This is a genomic window from Streptomyces sp. NPDC096013, from assembly GCF_044763565.1.
GTDB lineage: Bacteria > Actinomycetota > Actinomycetes > Streptomycetales > Streptomycetaceae > Streptomyces.
Window position 1 is genome coordinate 67,015 of record NZ_JBIWGK010000010.1, and the last position, 14,246, is coordinate 81,260.

12 protein-coding genes are annotated in these 14,246 nt (G+C 70.9%); 5 read left to right on the plus strand and 7 right to left on the minus strand.

Annotation, left to right across the window (positions count from 1 at the left end):
* Positions 1-12 precede the first annotated feature (12 nt).
* The 4 genes from ACIRB1_RS30110 to ACIRB1_RS30125 all read right to left on the minus strand — a co-directional run bounded on the left by ACIRB1_RS30110 (position 13) and on the right by ACIRB1_RS30125 (position 5,278).
* Positions 13-1,542, minus strand: a complete 1,530-nt coding sequence (locus ACIRB1_RS30110) for an ABC transporter substrate-binding protein (RefSeq protein WP_403467635.1) — start codon at positions 1,540-1,542, stop codon at positions 13-15.
* 8 nt (positions 1,543-1,550) lie between these two features.
* Positions 1,551-3,683 carry a hypothetical protein gene (locus ACIRB1_RS30115; RefSeq protein ID WP_403467636.1) on the minus strand — a complete coding sequence of 711 codons (2,133 nt, stop codon included), beginning with the start codon at positions 3,681-3,683 and terminating at the stop codon, positions 1,551-1,553.
* Between the two features lie 148 nt (positions 3,684-3,831).
* On the minus strand, positions 3,832-4,827 hold the full coding sequence (locus ACIRB1_RS30120) for an isopenicillin N synthase family dioxygenase (RefSeq protein WP_403467637.1): 996 nt from the start codon (positions 4,825-4,827) through the stop codon (positions 3,832-3,834).
* Positions 4,820-5,278 (minus strand): nucleoside deaminase, encoded by a 459-nt coding sequence (locus ACIRB1_RS30125; RefSeq protein WP_403467638.1) that lies wholly within the window; start codon positions 5,276-5,278, stop codon positions 4,820-4,822. The genes ACIRB1_RS30120 and ACIRB1_RS30125 overlap by 8 nt, the downstream gene beginning before the upstream one ends.
* A gap of 101 nt (positions 5,279-5,379) precedes the next feature.
* Between ACIRB1_RS30125 and ACIRB1_RS30130 the strand changes: the two genes are divergently transcribed.
* The 3 genes from ACIRB1_RS30130 (at position 5,380) to ACIRB1_RS30140 (ending at position 8,645) form a co-directional block, all read left to right on the plus strand.
* Positions 5,380-6,639: a PucR family transcriptional regulator gene (locus tag ACIRB1_RS30130; RefSeq protein ID WP_403467639.1), complete on the plus strand. Its 1,260-nt coding sequence runs from the start codon at positions 5,380-5,382 to the stop codon at positions 6,637-6,639.
* A 60-nt stretch (positions 6,640-6,699) separates the two neighbouring features.
* Positions 6,700-7,452 (plus strand): VOC family protein, encoded by a 753-nt coding sequence (locus ACIRB1_RS30135; protein WP_403467640.1) that lies wholly within the window; start codon positions 6,700-6,702, stop codon positions 7,450-7,452.
* Between the two features lie 1,067 nt (positions 7,453-8,519).
* Positions 8,520-8,645 (plus strand): hypothetical protein, encoded by a 126-nt coding sequence (locus tag ACIRB1_RS30140; RefSeq protein ID WP_403467641.1) that lies wholly within the window; start codon positions 8,520-8,522, stop codon positions 8,643-8,645.
* A gap of 539 nt (positions 8,646-9,184) precedes the next feature.
* Here ACIRB1_RS30140 and ACIRB1_RS30145 read toward each other — a convergent pair.
* Both ACIRB1_RS30145 and ACIRB1_RS30150 read right to left on the minus strand, forming a co-directional pair.
* Positions 9,185-10,633, minus strand: a complete 1,449-nt coding sequence (locus ACIRB1_RS30145) for a cytosine permease (protein WP_352184979.1) — start codon at positions 10,631-10,633, stop codon at positions 9,185-9,187.
* Positions 10,634-10,730: 97 nt separating this feature from the next.
* Positions 10,731-11,030: a PLD nuclease N-terminal domain-containing protein gene (locus ACIRB1_RS30150; protein WP_266769597.1), complete on the minus strand. Its 300-nt coding sequence runs from the start codon at positions 11,028-11,030 to the stop codon at positions 10,731-10,733.
* Between the two features lie 75 nt (positions 11,031-11,105).
* On the opposite strand from ACIRB1_RS30150, the gene ACIRB1_RS30155 reads away from it, so the two are divergent.
* Positions 11,106-12,557, plus strand: coding sequence for a menaquinone biosynthesis decarboxylase (locus ACIRB1_RS30155; RefSeq protein WP_352184978.1), 1,452 nt, complete (start codon positions 11,106-11,108; stop codon positions 12,555-12,557).
* 97 nt (positions 12,558-12,654) lie between these two features.
* Positions 12,655-13,557, plus strand: coding sequence for a menaquinone biosynthesis prenyltransferase MqnP (gene mqnP / locus ACIRB1_RS30160; RefSeq protein WP_352184977.1), 903 nt, complete (start codon positions 12,655-12,657; stop codon positions 13,555-13,557).
* 16 nt (positions 13,558-13,573) lie between these two features.
* Here mqnP and ACIRB1_RS30165 read toward each other — a convergent pair whose 3' ends face one another.
* Positions 13,574-14,182 carry a rhomboid family intramembrane serine protease gene (locus ACIRB1_RS30165; RefSeq protein ID WP_403467642.1) on the minus strand — a complete coding sequence of 203 codons (609 nt, stop codon included), beginning with the start codon at positions 14,180-14,182 and terminating at the stop codon, positions 13,574-13,576.
* Positions 14,183-14,246: the final 64 nt, after the last annotated feature.

Genomic DNA, 14,246 nt, shown 5'->3' on the forward strand with positions numbered 1-14,246 from the left:
CCGCAAGGGTGTTCAGGCCGGAGGCAGGCAGTCCTTCGCGGGCGGCCCGTCCTCCGGCCAGGCGATCTTCACGAAGCGGGAGCCGCCCTGTGGGGTGAGTTCCACTATCGGTACGGCCTTGTCGTACGGGTTGCCGTGCACGTCCAGGCAGATCCAGCCGCTCGCGCCGTTCACCCGCAACGAGCCCTTCACCTGCGGCCATTGCAGGCCGACGTCGGCCAGCGGCGGGATCTTCTGCTGGTCGGGGGTGGCCTCGCGGATGCCGTGGACGGCGAGGCGCGTCGCGTCGTAGGCGATGATCGCCTGGCCGTCGTCGAGGGAGACCGGGCCGATCGGGCCGACCGGGCGGGCCTTCGCGGAGGTCAGCAGCCTGTCGAGGTCGCGGGTGTCCTGGGCCGAACCCCCGCTCGCCGGGGGCCTCTTGAGCCACGCGTCCGGGTGGGCGAGGGAGGTGTAGCGCACGGCGACACCGTGCCGCAGGGCGCTGCGGTCGAGCTTCTTGTCGCCGGTGAGGTACGAGCCCTCGTCGCCGGTGAGCACCGTGAACGAACGGGACTGGCAGCCGCGGCGGCCCAACGCGTTGATGAACTGGCGGAGTTGGGTGTGCCGTCCGGCGAAGAACACCGTGTCCAGCTTGGTGTCCGTGTCGCAGATCAGGTCGCTGATCTGCCGGAAGGTGTTGGGCGTGCTGCCCTCCTGGCTGCGGTCGGCGGGCGGGGTGAACGGCCACGAGCCGTACGGCGAGCCCTTCAGCAGCGTGGAGAAGGCCCCCTGGAGCGTCTTCGTGTACGGGTCGCCGGGCTTGTCGTAGACCAGCAGCGCCCGGTCCGCCGTCACCTTGGCGAAGGACGCGAGGGCGCGCGCCTCGTCCGTGTTGGTGGGGGCGACGCGGGCCAGACCGGGGTAAGGGTCCTTGCCCCGCTGCCCGTTGGCGAGGTCGTCGGCGGTGATCGAGGTGCCGATCACCGGGACGCCGAGCCGGGTCAGCTTCGCCACGGCCTTCTTGTTGTTGTCGGTGCTCGTCCCTATGCCGGTGACCGCGCGCAGCCGGTCGGACGACCTCGTCATCGTCACTATCCGGTCGACCGTGCGCTCCCAATAGGCGCCCGAGGCACCGGGGTTGGCGAGCACGAGCCGGATGTACGGGGTCTCGCCGTTGCCGTCGTGGTTGGAGTGGTACTGCGCGAGATAGGCGCCCTGCAACTCGTGCCGTACGTCGTTCATGGTGTCGGCGTCGGTCGCGGTGAACGGCTCGAAGAGCGCGACGGTGACGTACGTGCCCGGCTTCAGCCTGCTGTTCTCGCGGGCCACCGCCCGGATGGTGTCGGCGAACGGACGCTGCCCGAAGTCGAACGCGGAGGTCGACACCCCCACGCACTCATCGCTGTCCTCGGGCCGCGCCACCCCGGCCGCGCACGAGCGGTCGTCGTGCAGCAGCGCACGGGTCAGCACGACGAGCCCGAAGACCAGCGCGGCGGCGACCACGAGGGCCGTGTAGCGGTAGATCGGGATGGTCCTGATCCGCTGGACCACTGCACGCATCCACGGCCTCATCGCGGACCCCCGTCCCGGTCGTCGCAGCCGGGCACCCGCAATGGGCGCCCGGCCAGGGCCTGTTCGGGCCACTGCTGGGCGGCCCGCCACAGCGGTTCGCTGCCCGCGGGCCAGATGTTCGACAGCTGCTCCAGATCGAAGTGCATCCGGCCCGCGACCTCCTCGTCCGGCAGCACCAGCGGGTCCGTCACCTGCCACACCGCGTGCAGCAGCCGCCGTACCGTCAGATGCAGTGCCGTGTCCACGCCCTCCGGGGGTTCCTCGGCGGCGTCCGTGCGGGCCAGCGCGACCGCCTTGCGGTGGTCGCCGGGCGCGCCGATGTCCCGGCCGTGCGGATCGTGCGCGTGGTAGTAGGGCGCGGCGGTGATGAACAGCAGCGTCTCCAGCCAGGCGCACGGCGTGATGGCGCGGAAGGTGTTCCGCAGATACGCGACCGCGTCCGCCGTGTCGCCCAGGGCGAGTTCGTGGTGCAGGCGGTAGCGGGCGCGGGCCGGGGTGTCCGGGTCGCCGGGCAGCCCCTCGTAGTGCGTGAGCAGGGAGCGGTGCACGGCACGCCAGCGGCCGTGGTCGGCGTCGTCGAGGTGCAGGCGGAGGAGGAGCAGGGTGCGGAGGAAGGGGTCGCCGACGAAGTAGCCCTCGGCCGGGGGGAGTCCCTCCGCGGTGAGCTGGGTGCGCAGCCGGTTCACCCCGGCCGCCCCGAAACTGTCCCCGAGCCTGGCCTCGGCCAGTGCGCGTGCCGAGTCGCCGTCGTGCGCGGTGGCCAGCACGGCCAGCTCCTCCGCGAGACCCGGTGGCACCAGCCGGTCGAGCAACTCCCGGTACACCGGCCGCTGTTCGTGCTCCGCGTCCCCGTCCGGCTTCAGCCCGGCGGTCAGCAGCTCACCGGGACTGACCGCCCCCGCGGGCCGGTTCTGCCGTACGGCCTGCCCCAGCACCGCCGCCCCCAGCGGACTGCCGGCCGTCAACCGGTGGATGGCGTACGGCAGTTGGGGTGGCACCTCGACCCGCGTGGCGCCGTCCGTGACACACGCGTCGGCGATGACGCGCCGCGCCTCCTCCGGCGTCAGCGGCGGCAGCGTCACCACCAGCGCCCGCGACGACGGCGAGGCCCCCGGCACCCACCCGCTCGCCCGCGCCACCTCCGGCAGCGGATGCCGTACGGCGTCCGGCAGATCGGGATGACGGTGACCGCGCAGCCCGGCGATGAACACCACCTGGTCCCCGGTGCCGTCGGCACGCTCCTTCAGTACGGCCTTCATCAGCCCGGGACCGGGCCCCGACTGCACGTTGTCGACCAGCACGACCGGCCGCCCGACCCGGCGCATCCGCTCCCACCGGCGCCGGTAGGTGTCCGTCAGATCGGCCAACAGGGCCCGCAGCAGCCAGCGTTCGGCGTCCGCGCGGGAGGTGCCGTCGGCGCGGAAGTCCCGGGCGATCTCGATCAGCCCGCGCTTGGCGTCACCGCTCGCGCCCGGATAGGCGCTGTACCAGTCCGCGCCCGCCTTCAGCAGCCCGTTCGGCGTCCACACCAGGTCGAAGAGGGTGTCCAGGGTCGCCTCGATGACGGCCTGGCCCACCGGTCCCGTACCGGACAGGTTGGCGATCAGCCGGGACGCGACCTTGCCGGCCCAGCCCTGCGCGATCGTCGCCCAGCGCCGCGCCGGGTCGCTCAGCAGCAGGATGCGGCGGGCCTCCTCGCGGGCGCTGTCCTCGTCCCGCGAGCCCCAGCCGGTCGCGCACACGGCGAGCAGCCCGGCTTCCAGCCGCGGGAAGTCGATGCTCCCGGAGCCGCGCGCCACCGGCTCCCGCAGCTGCTCCGCGACGGTCTCCAGCGCCTGCCACACCGGCGACCAGGTCGCGGCGGGCCGCCCGTCCGGCAGCCGGGTCAGCCGGTCGGCCTCGCAGTCGATCAGCGCGACCGGCGTGTGCCCGCGGTACGCGCTCCGCAGCTCGGCCAGCGCCATGCTCTTGCCGAGCCCCCGCGCGCCCGCGAGCACCACGAAGGGCGGTTCCGGGTGTTCGTACGGCGAGGTGAGCAGCTCGTACGGGCGCAGACCGGTCAGGCGCGAGGCCAGACCGGGCGGCTGTGCCTCGAACAGTGCCCCGCGTCCGTGCAGCCCTCTTCCCACCGCATCTCCCCCTGAGCGGTCGTCCGGCACTCTGTCTATCAACACCAGGGTAAATAGGGGGAGTTGTTTCGTACTAGATCGCGTGGTGTCCGTTGGGTTACGAAAATATCGGAAGAGTGGACATAGGTGACGGTGAAGAGGGCGGCCGTCAGTCGACGGTGATCGAGTCCAGCTTCTCCCGCAGATAGACATGCGAGTCGACGGCGTCGTAGGCCACGCGTCCGACGGGTGCGGGCACGGACTCGACGAGCGTGCCCGGGGTGCACTCGCCGAAGTACACGAGCGACATCAGCTCCTCGGCCGGCGAGTCGGCGGGCGGCGGCAGCACCCGGTGCCGCCCGGACCGCCACCGGTCACCGGTCCAACGGGCCATCAGATCACCGATGTTGATGGTGAACGCCGCCGGATCGAACGGCGCGTCCTCCCATCCGCCCTCATCGGTGAAGACCTGGAGTCCCCCCTTCCCGGCCTGCCGGTCGAGGATCGTCACCGTCCCGAAGTCGGTGTGCGGCCCGATCCGGAACTGCCCCGGCTCCGGCTCCCCGACGACCTCCACGCCCGGGTACCAGTTGATGTTGAACCCGTATGTCGGATGGTCCATGTGCCGGGAGAAGAAGTCGGGTTCGAGTCCGAGCGCGACCCCGAGCAGTGACAGCAGTTGCTTCTCCAGCTCGCCCATCCGGTCGAGGTACTCCTCGCAGAGCGCCCGCAGTTCGGGGATCTCGGCCGGCCACACGTTGGGCGCGTACCACTCCGCGTTGATCACCGGGTCCTCGAAGGGCCGGTGCGTGGCGAAGGTCAGCGACTCCTTCAGATCGGGCGGCGTCTCGGTCCCCTCCGAACACCCGTTGGCCTCGGCGCCGGGCCCGAGCCACCCCCGCCCGCCGACCTTGGCGGAGTAGGCCGCCTTCACCTCGGCGGGAAGCCGGAAGAAGGCGCGGGCCGCCTCCCGGATACGGGACCGCAGAGAGGCATCAACCCCGTGCCCGGTGACGAGCAGGAACCCGGCGGTCTGGAGGGCGTCGTCGACGGTCCGGGCGATGTCCTTCCGCGTCTGCTCGTCACCGGAGATCCAGGGCCCGAGATCGATGGTCGGGATGCGGGGTTCGGTCCGGGGGTGGGTCTGGGTCTGGGGCTCAGTCACCGATGTCCTCGTTCCACAGTTCCGGGTTGTTCTTGATGAAGTCGCGCATCAGGGAGGTGCATTCGGGGTCGTCGAGGAGGACGATCTCCACCCCGTGCTCGGCCAGCCAGTCGTGGCCGCCGTGGAAGGTGGCGGCCTCGCCGACGACGACCCGCGAGATGCCGAACTGCCGCACCAGCCCGGAGCAGTACCAGCAGGGGGAGAGGGTCGTCACCATCGTCGTGCCCCGGTACGACCGCTGCCGCCCCGCCGACCGGAACGCGGCCGTCTCCGCGTGCATCGAGGGGTCGTCGTCCTGGACGCGCCGGTTGTGGCCGCGGCCCAGCAGGGTGCCGTCGGCGGCGTAGAGCGCGGCGCCGATCGGGATGCCGCCCTCGGCGAGCCCGGCGCGGGCCTCCGCGACGGCGGTGGCGAGCCAGGTCCGTGCCTGTGCCTGATCGATGCGGTTCATGGACTCCACTCTCCAGTGGCCGAAACACGAGGGCAACGTGCGGAAAGTACTCTCCCCGCAACCCTTAGCCGGACGAACTGTCAGCGCCTCTGGAGGTTCCCGTGCCCGCACTCACCCTCCGTGAGGTCCTCGCCCTCGACCCGGTCCGCGCCACCGAGCCCGAGCTCCTCGCCGGGGAGACCGCCCTCGACCGCCCCGTGCGCTGGGTCCACTCCAGCGAGGTCTACGAGGGCGCGAACTTCCTCGACGGCGGCGAACTCCTCCTCACCAACGGCTTCGGCCTCACCGACACCGACGCCGAGATCCGCCGCCGCTACGTCCGCGAGCTGGCGGCCCGGGGTGCGTCCGGCCTGGCCGTGGAGATCGGCCGCTCCCTGCCGACGATGCCGCCCGAGGTCACCGACGAGGCCCGCCGTCTGAACCTGCCCTTGCTGGCCCTGCACCGGGTCGTCCCCTTCGTACGGATCACCGAGGCGGCCAACCGGGCGATCGTGGCCCGCGGACTCTCCGGCCGTTCGGTGGTCCGCCCGTGGGGCGACGACCACACGGCCGCCCTCCTGGCCGACCTGGCGGACCGCGCCGCACTGAACCAGCCCGAGGTCGAGGCCCGCTCCGCCCTGGCCGGCTTCCACCCCGGCCCCGGCGCCCGCCTGATCGGCGTCTCCGTCCACGGCGCGAGGGACCTGACGGCCGTGGACCGGGCGGTACGACTGCTCGGCGGCGCGGGCGTCCTGCGGGCGGCGTTCCCGGCCGACGTCCTGGCCCTGCTCGCGCTCCCGGCATCCGTCGCGGGCGACCCCGTCCGAACCGTCCAGGAGGCCTTCCGTACGGCCGCGGACCCCGGCCTGACGGTCGCGGTGGGGCACGCGGTCGAGGCGGGCAGCGGGTGGCTGCGCTGGAGCGACACGTTGCGGGCGGCCCGTACGACACTGGAGCTGGCGCTGACCGTCCCGTCGGCCGAACCGGCCGCCCCCGAGGGCCCGTTGGTGACCTCGGCGCGCTCCCTGGCCCTGGAACGCGAGCTGACCCGCGGCGGCATCGACACCAACCGCGACCGCCTCGCCCGCCTGGTCCAGCACGCCCTCGGCCCCCTCCTGTCCTGGGAGGCGGCCCACCCCAGCGACCTGGTCCGCACGCTCGAAGTCCATCTGCGGCACGGCTGCTCGCCGACGCGGACGGCGGCTCTGCTGCACATCGGCCGCCAGTCCCTCTACCAGCGCCTCGAACGCATCGAGTCCCTCCTCGGCCTGGAGATAGACGACCCCGACCTGCTGGGCGAACTGCTGTCGGCGGCGTGCGCGCACCGGGTGGTACGGGGGATGGGCGCGGCGCAGGTACGAGGGCTGCGGACAGTGGCGTAAGCGCTGCCGTCCGCCGTCCGCCGTCCGCCGTCCGCGCGGGCGGTGCATAAGATCACTGGTATGGCACTGCGCCCCGTCCAGGTGAACATCAAGGCCGTCGACGCCCCGGCGGTGGGCCGGTTCTGGGCGGAAGCGCTCGGCTGGAGCGCCTTCAGCCCAGGCGTGACGACGTATGCCGGTCCTGCGGGCGGCCGCGTCTGGCCGGAACCGGTCGGCCTGGGTATCGACGTCGTCCCCGTCCCCCACCCCAAGACGCCGACCAAGAACCGCCTCCACCTCGACCTCGCCACCACTTCCACGGCCCACCAGGCGGAGTTGGTCGCCCGCCTGCGCTCCCTCGGCGCGACGCCGGCCGACGTGGGCCAGGGCGACGTCCCCTGGACTGTCCTCGCCGACCCGGAGGGCAACGAGTTCTGCGTCCTCGAACCCCGGGAGATCTACCGCGACACCGGTCCGATCGCCGCGGTCGTCGTCGACTGTGTGGATCCGCGGGCGATGGCGCGGTTCTGGGCCGGGGTGACGGACTGGACCCTGTGTGAACTGACCCCCGACCAGGCGTCGTTGCGCTCCGCCGAGGGTGTCGGACCGTACCTGGAGTTCCTCCGTGTACCGGCCCCGAAGACGACCCCGGACCGCGTCCACCTCGACCTGTTGCCCTACCCGGCCTACGACAGGACGGCGGAGGTGGACCGGCTGCGGGCGCTCGGGGCGACGGATCTCGACCTCGGCCAGGGCGACGTGCCGTGGACGTGCCTGTCCGACCCGGAGGGCCACGAGTTCTGTGTCCTCGTGCCACCGCCGCCGCTCTCCTGATCCGGGGGCCTGCTTCCCCTCTCGGCATTTCCCCGTGACCGTTGGGCCACTCGCTTCTTGGCCAGTGTCGGGCTTCCACGGCCCGAGTAAAGGGCGCTCCCTGCGGTCGCGTCGGCTGCGCCGATTCCGCTGCGCTCCACCCTTGACTCGGTCCGCTCCAGCCCGTTTCAGAAGCGAGCGAGCGGCCCGGAGGAACGGGTGGCCAGCCAGGAATCCCCGTGCCTGTACTGAGCTGTGGACCGGTGTGAAGGGGGCGCGCTCGCGTCTCGCCAGCACGCCGGGTCGGCTCAGCGGCGACCGCCCGGTGGGGACTTCCCCAACAGACAAAGAGCAGAAGGCGAGAAGCAAGGGGCAAGGGGGGAGTGGGCGGCGGTCGGTGGGTGGGGGTCGCTGGAAGCTGGGGGTAAATCTAACCACCGTCATGTCCTGTAACTGGTTAGGAATGACCCCGGCTTCTAGCGATGGTTGGGGGGCGAGGGTGACGCGCTGGCGTCATACCTGCACGCCGAGCCGGCTCAGGGGCCAACCTCCGGTGGGAGGGTCCCAGAAGCTGGGAAAAAAACTAACCACCGTCGCACCCGGTGACCGGTTACATGTGACCTCGGCTTCCAGGGGAGGCGGTCCTGCCTGAGAGGCCAGGGTCGGGGCAAGGTCAGGATGCGCATGCGCGGGCGCACGGACTGGCATTCCCCGTGCGGGCCGTGACGACTCGCGGCGATCGGTCGGTGGGTGCTCGTGCGCTTCCGTCTGGCGCGCATGGCGGGTCGGCTCAGCGGCTTCCGGTCGACGCGTGTAGGCGCGGTGCCGTCTGACCTGCACGTCGGGTCGGCTTAGCGGCTACCGGCCGGTGGGGACTTCCTCGGCACGCAACGAGCAGGGAGCAGTGGCCAACGGGCGGCTGGGGGGTGCTGGAGGCTGGGGGTAAAGCTAACCACCGTCGGATGTGATGACCGGTCAGAAAAGACCCCAGCCTGCGGAGGGTAGCGGGGGCGCCTTGGTCCCAGGCGAAGGAAGCTGGCGGGCTGAGAGCCTCGCAAACGGCACGGCAGGCGACAAAGGAGACGGCGATGACGGGAGCAGGAGCAGGAGCGGGGGCGGGAAGCTGGAGTGCCCGTGACGGCACGGGCTGGCAGGGCGGCGAGGAGCATGTCCTCTTCGGCGTCACCCTCCTGGTCGGCCTTGACGAGCAGTGACGGGGACGGGAGGGGCGCTCCCTGCCTCGGCCCCGCCCCAGCTTCCGCCTGGCCCTTGCCCTCGGGTAGGGGCGACGCAGGCCGGGGTCTTTCCTAACCAGTTACAGGACATGACGGTGGTTAGATTTACCCCCAGCTTCCAGCGACCCCCACCCACCGACCGCCGCCCACTCCCCCCTTGCCCCTTGCTTCTCGCCTTCTGCTCTTTGTCTGTTGGGGAAGTCCCCACCGGGCGGTCGCCGCTGAGCCGACCCGGCGTGCTGGCGAGACGCGAGCGCGCCCCCTTCACACCGGTCCACAGCTCAGTACAGGCACGGGGATTCCTGGCTGGCCACCCGTTCCTCCGGGCCGCTCGCTCGCTTCTGAAACGGGCTGGAGCGGCCCTAGTCAAGGGTGGCCCGCAGGGCCATCGCCGGAGGCGACGCGGAGCGCAGCGGAGCGCCCTTTACTCGGGCCGTGGAAGCCCGACACTGGCCAAGAAGCGAGTGGCCCCACGGTCACGATCGAGGGACGGTACCTTTCCTCGGCCTTGAACTCGCCTACGAAGCCCCGGCCCCGGCCCCGGCCTCAGTCGGCACCGGCACCGGCGTCGACGTCCGTCCGGCGATGCGGGTGAAGGCCACGTACAGCACCGCGCTCAGCACGAAGCCCACGATCGGCGTGCTGTCGCCGAAGGACGGCCAGTGTTCCGGGACGTAGCCGACGTAGTCCTCCTGGTTGGAGAAGAGGGGGACGGAGACCGCGATGCCGATCAACAGGGCTGCCAAGCCAGGCCAGTTGGTGAAGGTGGGGTCGGTGAGGCGGGGGGCCAGGTCCGCTGTGGTGGTCGTGGAGCGCGACTGGAACCAGCGTTCCACCAGCACCACGCCCAGCCACGGCGCCACCCAGTACGCGATCACCAGCAGGAACGCCTCGTACGCCGAACCCGCGTCGGACAGGGACGCCCATGCCGCCGCCGTACCGGCTACGCCTGAGACCACCACCAGGACGCTGCGGTTGAGCCACGCGGGGAGTTTCAGGCCGAGGGCGGTGAGGGAGATCGCGCCGGAGTAGACGTTCAGGGCGTTCGCGGAGACGGCGCCCAGGATGATCGCGATCAGGACCAAGTTGCCGAGCCAGGACGGGAGATGGCCGGTGAAGGCCGCCGTGGGGGTTGCGTCCTTGGGGGCCAGGAGAGTTGCCGAGGCCGCGCCCATCACCGCCACGAACGTCACCGACACGAACAGGCCCAGCGCGGGGTACAGCACCGTCCTGAACTTGTTCGCCGTGCGGGGGAGATAGCGCGCGTAGTCGGTGGCGTACGGGTTCCAGCCCGCCGCATAACCCCACGCCGCGCTGAACGCCAGCAGGAAGCCGCCCATTCCGCCGCCCGTGCCGCCCCCGCCCAGGTGCGCGTCCTTGAACGTCCACACCCCGGCCAGCAGGAAGATCAGGGCCAGCGCCGGGAACGCGTACTTCTCGAAGGTGTGCACGAAGTTGTGGCCGATGAAGCCGATCAGGATCTCGGCGACCACCACCAGCAGCAGGGACGGGAGGGGGCGCAGGCCCGTCAGCGTGTTGAGGGCGAACGCCGCGCTCACGCTGTTCACCGCGAACCAGCCGACGCCCGCCACAAGGCCGTTGGCCGCCGACGGGAGGATGTTGCCGCGGAAGCCGAAGGAGAAGCGGCCGATCACCATCTGCGGGACGCCGAAGCGCGGGCCGTCCAGGGAGAGGAAGCCCTGCGTGATCGCGCCGAGGGCCGTGCCCAGGACGATCGCCGCGGTCGCCTGCCAGAAGGACAGGCCGAAGAAGAGGACCGAGATCACGCCGATGTAGACGGTCGCGAACTCGATGTTCGGGGACGCCCAGGTCCAGAGCAGCTGGAGCGGGCTGCCGTGGCGTTCGGCGTCGGGGATGGGCTCGGCGCCGGCCGTCTCGACGGCGATGACCTTGTCACCGTATGCGGGGGCGAGGGTGCCGGCGGAGTCGGCGGGAGCAGTCGTCATGCGAGGTAAGTGTCCGGTTCCTGCCGGTCCGGGCCCAGAGGCGCATTGTCCGCTTCGGGGCGCTCACCGGCGTACAACCTGCACGTATCGCCTGACGTCACTCCGCCTTGGGGTCGTCCTTGAGGTCGTCCTTGTTCAGGGACTTCAGGAACTCGGGGTTGTCGTCCGGCGCGATCCACTGGCCCGGCGCGGCCGTCGCCTCGGCCCCGGTGCGCCGCGCCCGGCCCGCGATCAGCCACGCGACCGGGCCGACGAGCACCTCGCCGAAGAGCAGGATCACGAACACCCACGCCAGCTTCGGCATGCCCCGCACATCCTCCTCGGGTGTGTTCAGGCAGTCCACGAAGGCGTAGATCCACAGGGCCAGGACCAGCAGGAACGGCAGATACCTCAGCATGGCGGCGAGTTCTCCTGAGTGGTGGGACGGCCCCGGTGACGGGGTCAGGTTAGCGGGTGGCCGATACTTGGACACATGGCTTACGACGATCTTCGCTCCCTGCTCAGGGCACTGGAGCGCGAGGGAGACCTCAAGCGCATCAAGGCCGAGGTGGACCCCTATCTGGAGGTCGGGGAGATCGTCGACCGGGTCCAGAAGGCCGGTGGACCCGCGCTCCTCTTCGAGAAGGTGAAGGGGTCCTCGATGCCCCTCGCCATGAACGTCTTCGGGACCGACCGGCGGCTGCTGAAGGCCCTGGGGCTGAAGTCGTACGGCGACATCTCCGACAAGATCGGCGGGCTGCTGCGGCCCGAGCTGCCGCAGGGCTTCATGGGCGTGCGGGACGCCTTCGGGAAGCTCGGCTCGATGACCCACGTACCGCCGAAGAAGGTCAAGGAAGCACCGGTGCAGGAGGTGGTGCTCACGGGTGACGACGTCGACCTCGATGCCCTGCCCGCCCTCTTCACCTGGCCTCAGGACGGCGGGTCCTTCTTCAACCTCGGGCTCACGCACACCAAGGACCCGGAGAGCGGGGTCCGCAATCTCGGGCTCTACCGGCTCCAGCGCCACGACAAGCGCACCATCGGCATGCACTGGCAGATCCACAAGGACAGCCGCAACCACTACCAGGTCGCGGCCCGGCGGGGTGAGCGGCTGCCGGTCGCCATCGCCTTCGGGTGTCCGCCCGCCGTGACCTACGCCTCCACCGCGCCCCTCCCCGGTGACATCGACGAGTACCTCTTCGCTGGGTTCATCGCGGGCAAGCGCATCGAGATGGTCGACTGCAAGACCGTGCCGCTCCAGGTGCCCGCGCAGGCCGAGGTCGTCATCGAGGGGTGGCTGGAGCCCGGCGAGATGCTGCCGGAGGGGCCGTTCGGGGACCACACCGGGTTCTACACACCGCAGGAGCCCTTCCCCGCGCTGACCATCGACTGCGTGACGATGCGGAAGCGGCCGTTGCTCCAGTCGATCGTCGTAGGCCGGCCTCCGACGGAGGACGGACCCCTGGGACGGGCGACGGAGCGGTTCTTCCTGCCGCTGCTGAAGATCATCGTGCCGGACATCGTGGACTACCACCTGCCCGAAGCGGGCGGATTCCACAACTGCGCGATCGTCTCCATCGACAAGAAGTACCCGAAGCACGCCCAGAAGGTGATGCACGCGGTCTGGGGTGCGCACATGATGTCCCTGACCAAGCTGATCGTGGTCGTCGACTCCGACTGCGACGTCCACGATCTGCACGAGGTCGCGTGGCGGGCCCTCGGCAACACGGACTACGCCCGCGACCTCTCGGTCGTGGAAGGACCCGTCGATCATCTCGACCACGCCTCCTACCAGCAGTTCTGGGGCGGCAAGGCGGGGATCGACGCGACGAGGAAGTGGCCCGAGGAGGGCTACACGCGGGACGGCGGCTGGCCCGAGATGGTGCTGTCCGACCCGGAGACGGCCGAACGGGTGACGCGGCGTTGGAAGGAATACGGACTGTGAGGGCGATGGCGATGAGGGGATGCGGCAGCGCGTCGGCGGGGCTTCTCCGCCGGCGCGGAGGTGATCCGGTCGAGCGCCGTGGGACGGAGTGCGGCCTGTGAGTTCCTCAGCCGCCGCGCTGCCCCAGCCCGGCAGGACCCGCGCGTTCCTCCGGCTCGTCATGATCGAGCACTCCGTCTTCGCCCTGCCCTTCGCCTACATCGCCGCACTGACCGCGATGTTCCAGTGGGACAAGAACATCCACTGGGGGCGGCTGCTGCTGGTCACCATCTGCATGGTGGGCCTGCGGACCTTCGCGATGGCGGTCAACCGGATCATCGACCGCGAGATCGACGCCCGTAACCCGCGCACCGCGCACCGCGAGCTGGTCACCGGCGCGATGTCGGTGAAGCACGCGTGGACGGGCGCCCTCGTCGCCCTCGTCGTCTTCCTGGGCTCGGCGGCGCTCCTCAACCCGCTCTGCCTGGCGCTGGCGCCCATCGCGGTGATCCCGATGGTGGTCTATCCCTACGGCAAGCGGTTCACGAACTTCCCGCAGGCCATCCTCGGTCTCGCCCAGGCCATGGGCCCGGTCGGCGGCTGGCTGGCGATCTCCGGCGAGTGGTCCTGGGACGCGGTGATCCTCGGTCTGGCCGTCGGCATCTGGATCGGCGGCTTCGACCTGATCTACGCCTGCCAGGACATCGAGACCGACCGCGAGATCGGCGTCATGTCGGTGCCGGCCCGCTTCGGCATCCCGGCGTCCATCTGGGGTGCCCGCGTCTGCCACACGGTCACGACCGCGCTGCTCGCCTGGTACGGCGCGGCGACCGGCGCCGGTGCCTTCTTCTGGTTCGGCCTGCTGATCGTCGCGGGCGCGTTCGTGTACGAGCACTCGATCGTCCGGCCCCACGACCTGTCCCGCCTCAACCGGGCGTTCTTCAGCGTCAACGGGTTCATCGGCATCGCGCTGTTCGTGTGCGCGCTGCTGGATCTGCTGGTGCGCGGGCTGACGGTGTGAGCGACCGCCTCACCGTCTAGGCGGCGGTGAGCGAGGTCCGCGGAGTGGGCCGGCGGCGGAACACGAACGCCGCGCCCACCCCGGCCACCAGCCCGATCAGGTGGGCCTGCCAGCTCACTCCGGACTGGGTCGGCGCGAGTCCGAACAGGATCGAGCCGCCCCACACCGCGCCGACGAGCAGTCCCACGACGATGCCCAGCGGCCGGCGTTCCGCGAAACCGCTCACCAGCAGGAAGCCGAAGAGGCCGAAGATCAGGCCCGACGCGCCCGCCGTGTTCGTGTGGGCCGGGGATATGAGCCACACCCCGAGGCCGTCCGCGACGATGATCAGCGCGCTGACGGCGGCGAACCGCCGGATGCCGCCCAGCGCGGCGAGGAAGCCGAACACCAGCAGCGGCACGCTGTTCGCGGCGACATGCGCGAAGCCGAAGTGGATGAACGCGGCCGGGACGACGTCGATCAGTTCGGACGGCTCACGCGGGACGATCCCGAAGCCGTCGAGAGCGTGGCCGCTGATCACGTCCACCACTTCCAGCAGCCACAACAGCGCGACCCAGCCCACCATCAGCTTGGCCGCGGCCTTCGCGCGGTCGCCTCGCGACCACTCCAACTCCGCACCGGACATGGCACCCCCCACGACTCACTCGTCCCCACCGAAGAACGCCCCGGCACCCTTGGCCGGTTCCCGT

Excerpts from the sequence above, each read along its gene's own strand:
- ACIRB1_RS30135 (WP_403467640.1), top strand. The coding sequence starts at position 6,700 with ATGGCACTGCGCCCCGTCCAGGTGAACATCAAGGCCGTCGACGCCCCG.
- ACIRB1_RS30125 (WP_403467638.1), bottom strand. The coding sequence starts at position 5,278 with ATGAACCGCATCGATCAGGCACAGGCACGGACCTGGCTCGCCACCGCC.
- ACIRB1_RS30165 (WP_403467642.1), bottom strand. The coding sequence starts at position 14,182 with ATGTCCGGTGCGGAGTTGGAGTGGTCGCGAGGCGACCGCGCGAAGGCC.
- ACIRB1_RS30145 (WP_352184979.1), bottom strand. The coding sequence starts at position 10,633 with ATGACGACTGCTCCCGCCGACTCCGCCGGCACCCTCGCCCCCGCATAC.
- ACIRB1_RS30150 (WP_266769597.1), bottom strand. The coding sequence starts at position 11,030 with ATGCTGAGGTATCTGCCGTTCCTGCTGGTCCTGGCCCTGTGGATCTAC.
- ACIRB1_RS30140 (WP_403467641.1), top strand. The coding sequence starts at position 8,520 with ATGACGGGAGCAGGAGCAGGAGCGGGGGCGGGAAGCTGGAGTGCCCGT.
- ACIRB1_RS30155 (WP_352184978.1), top strand. The coding sequence starts at position 11,106 with ATGGCTTACGACGATCTTCGCTCCCTGCTCAGGGCACTGGAGCGCGAG.
- ACIRB1_RS30110 (WP_403467635.1), bottom strand. The coding sequence starts at position 1,542 with ATGCGTGCAGTGGTCCAGCGGATCAGGACCATCCCGATCTACCGCTAC.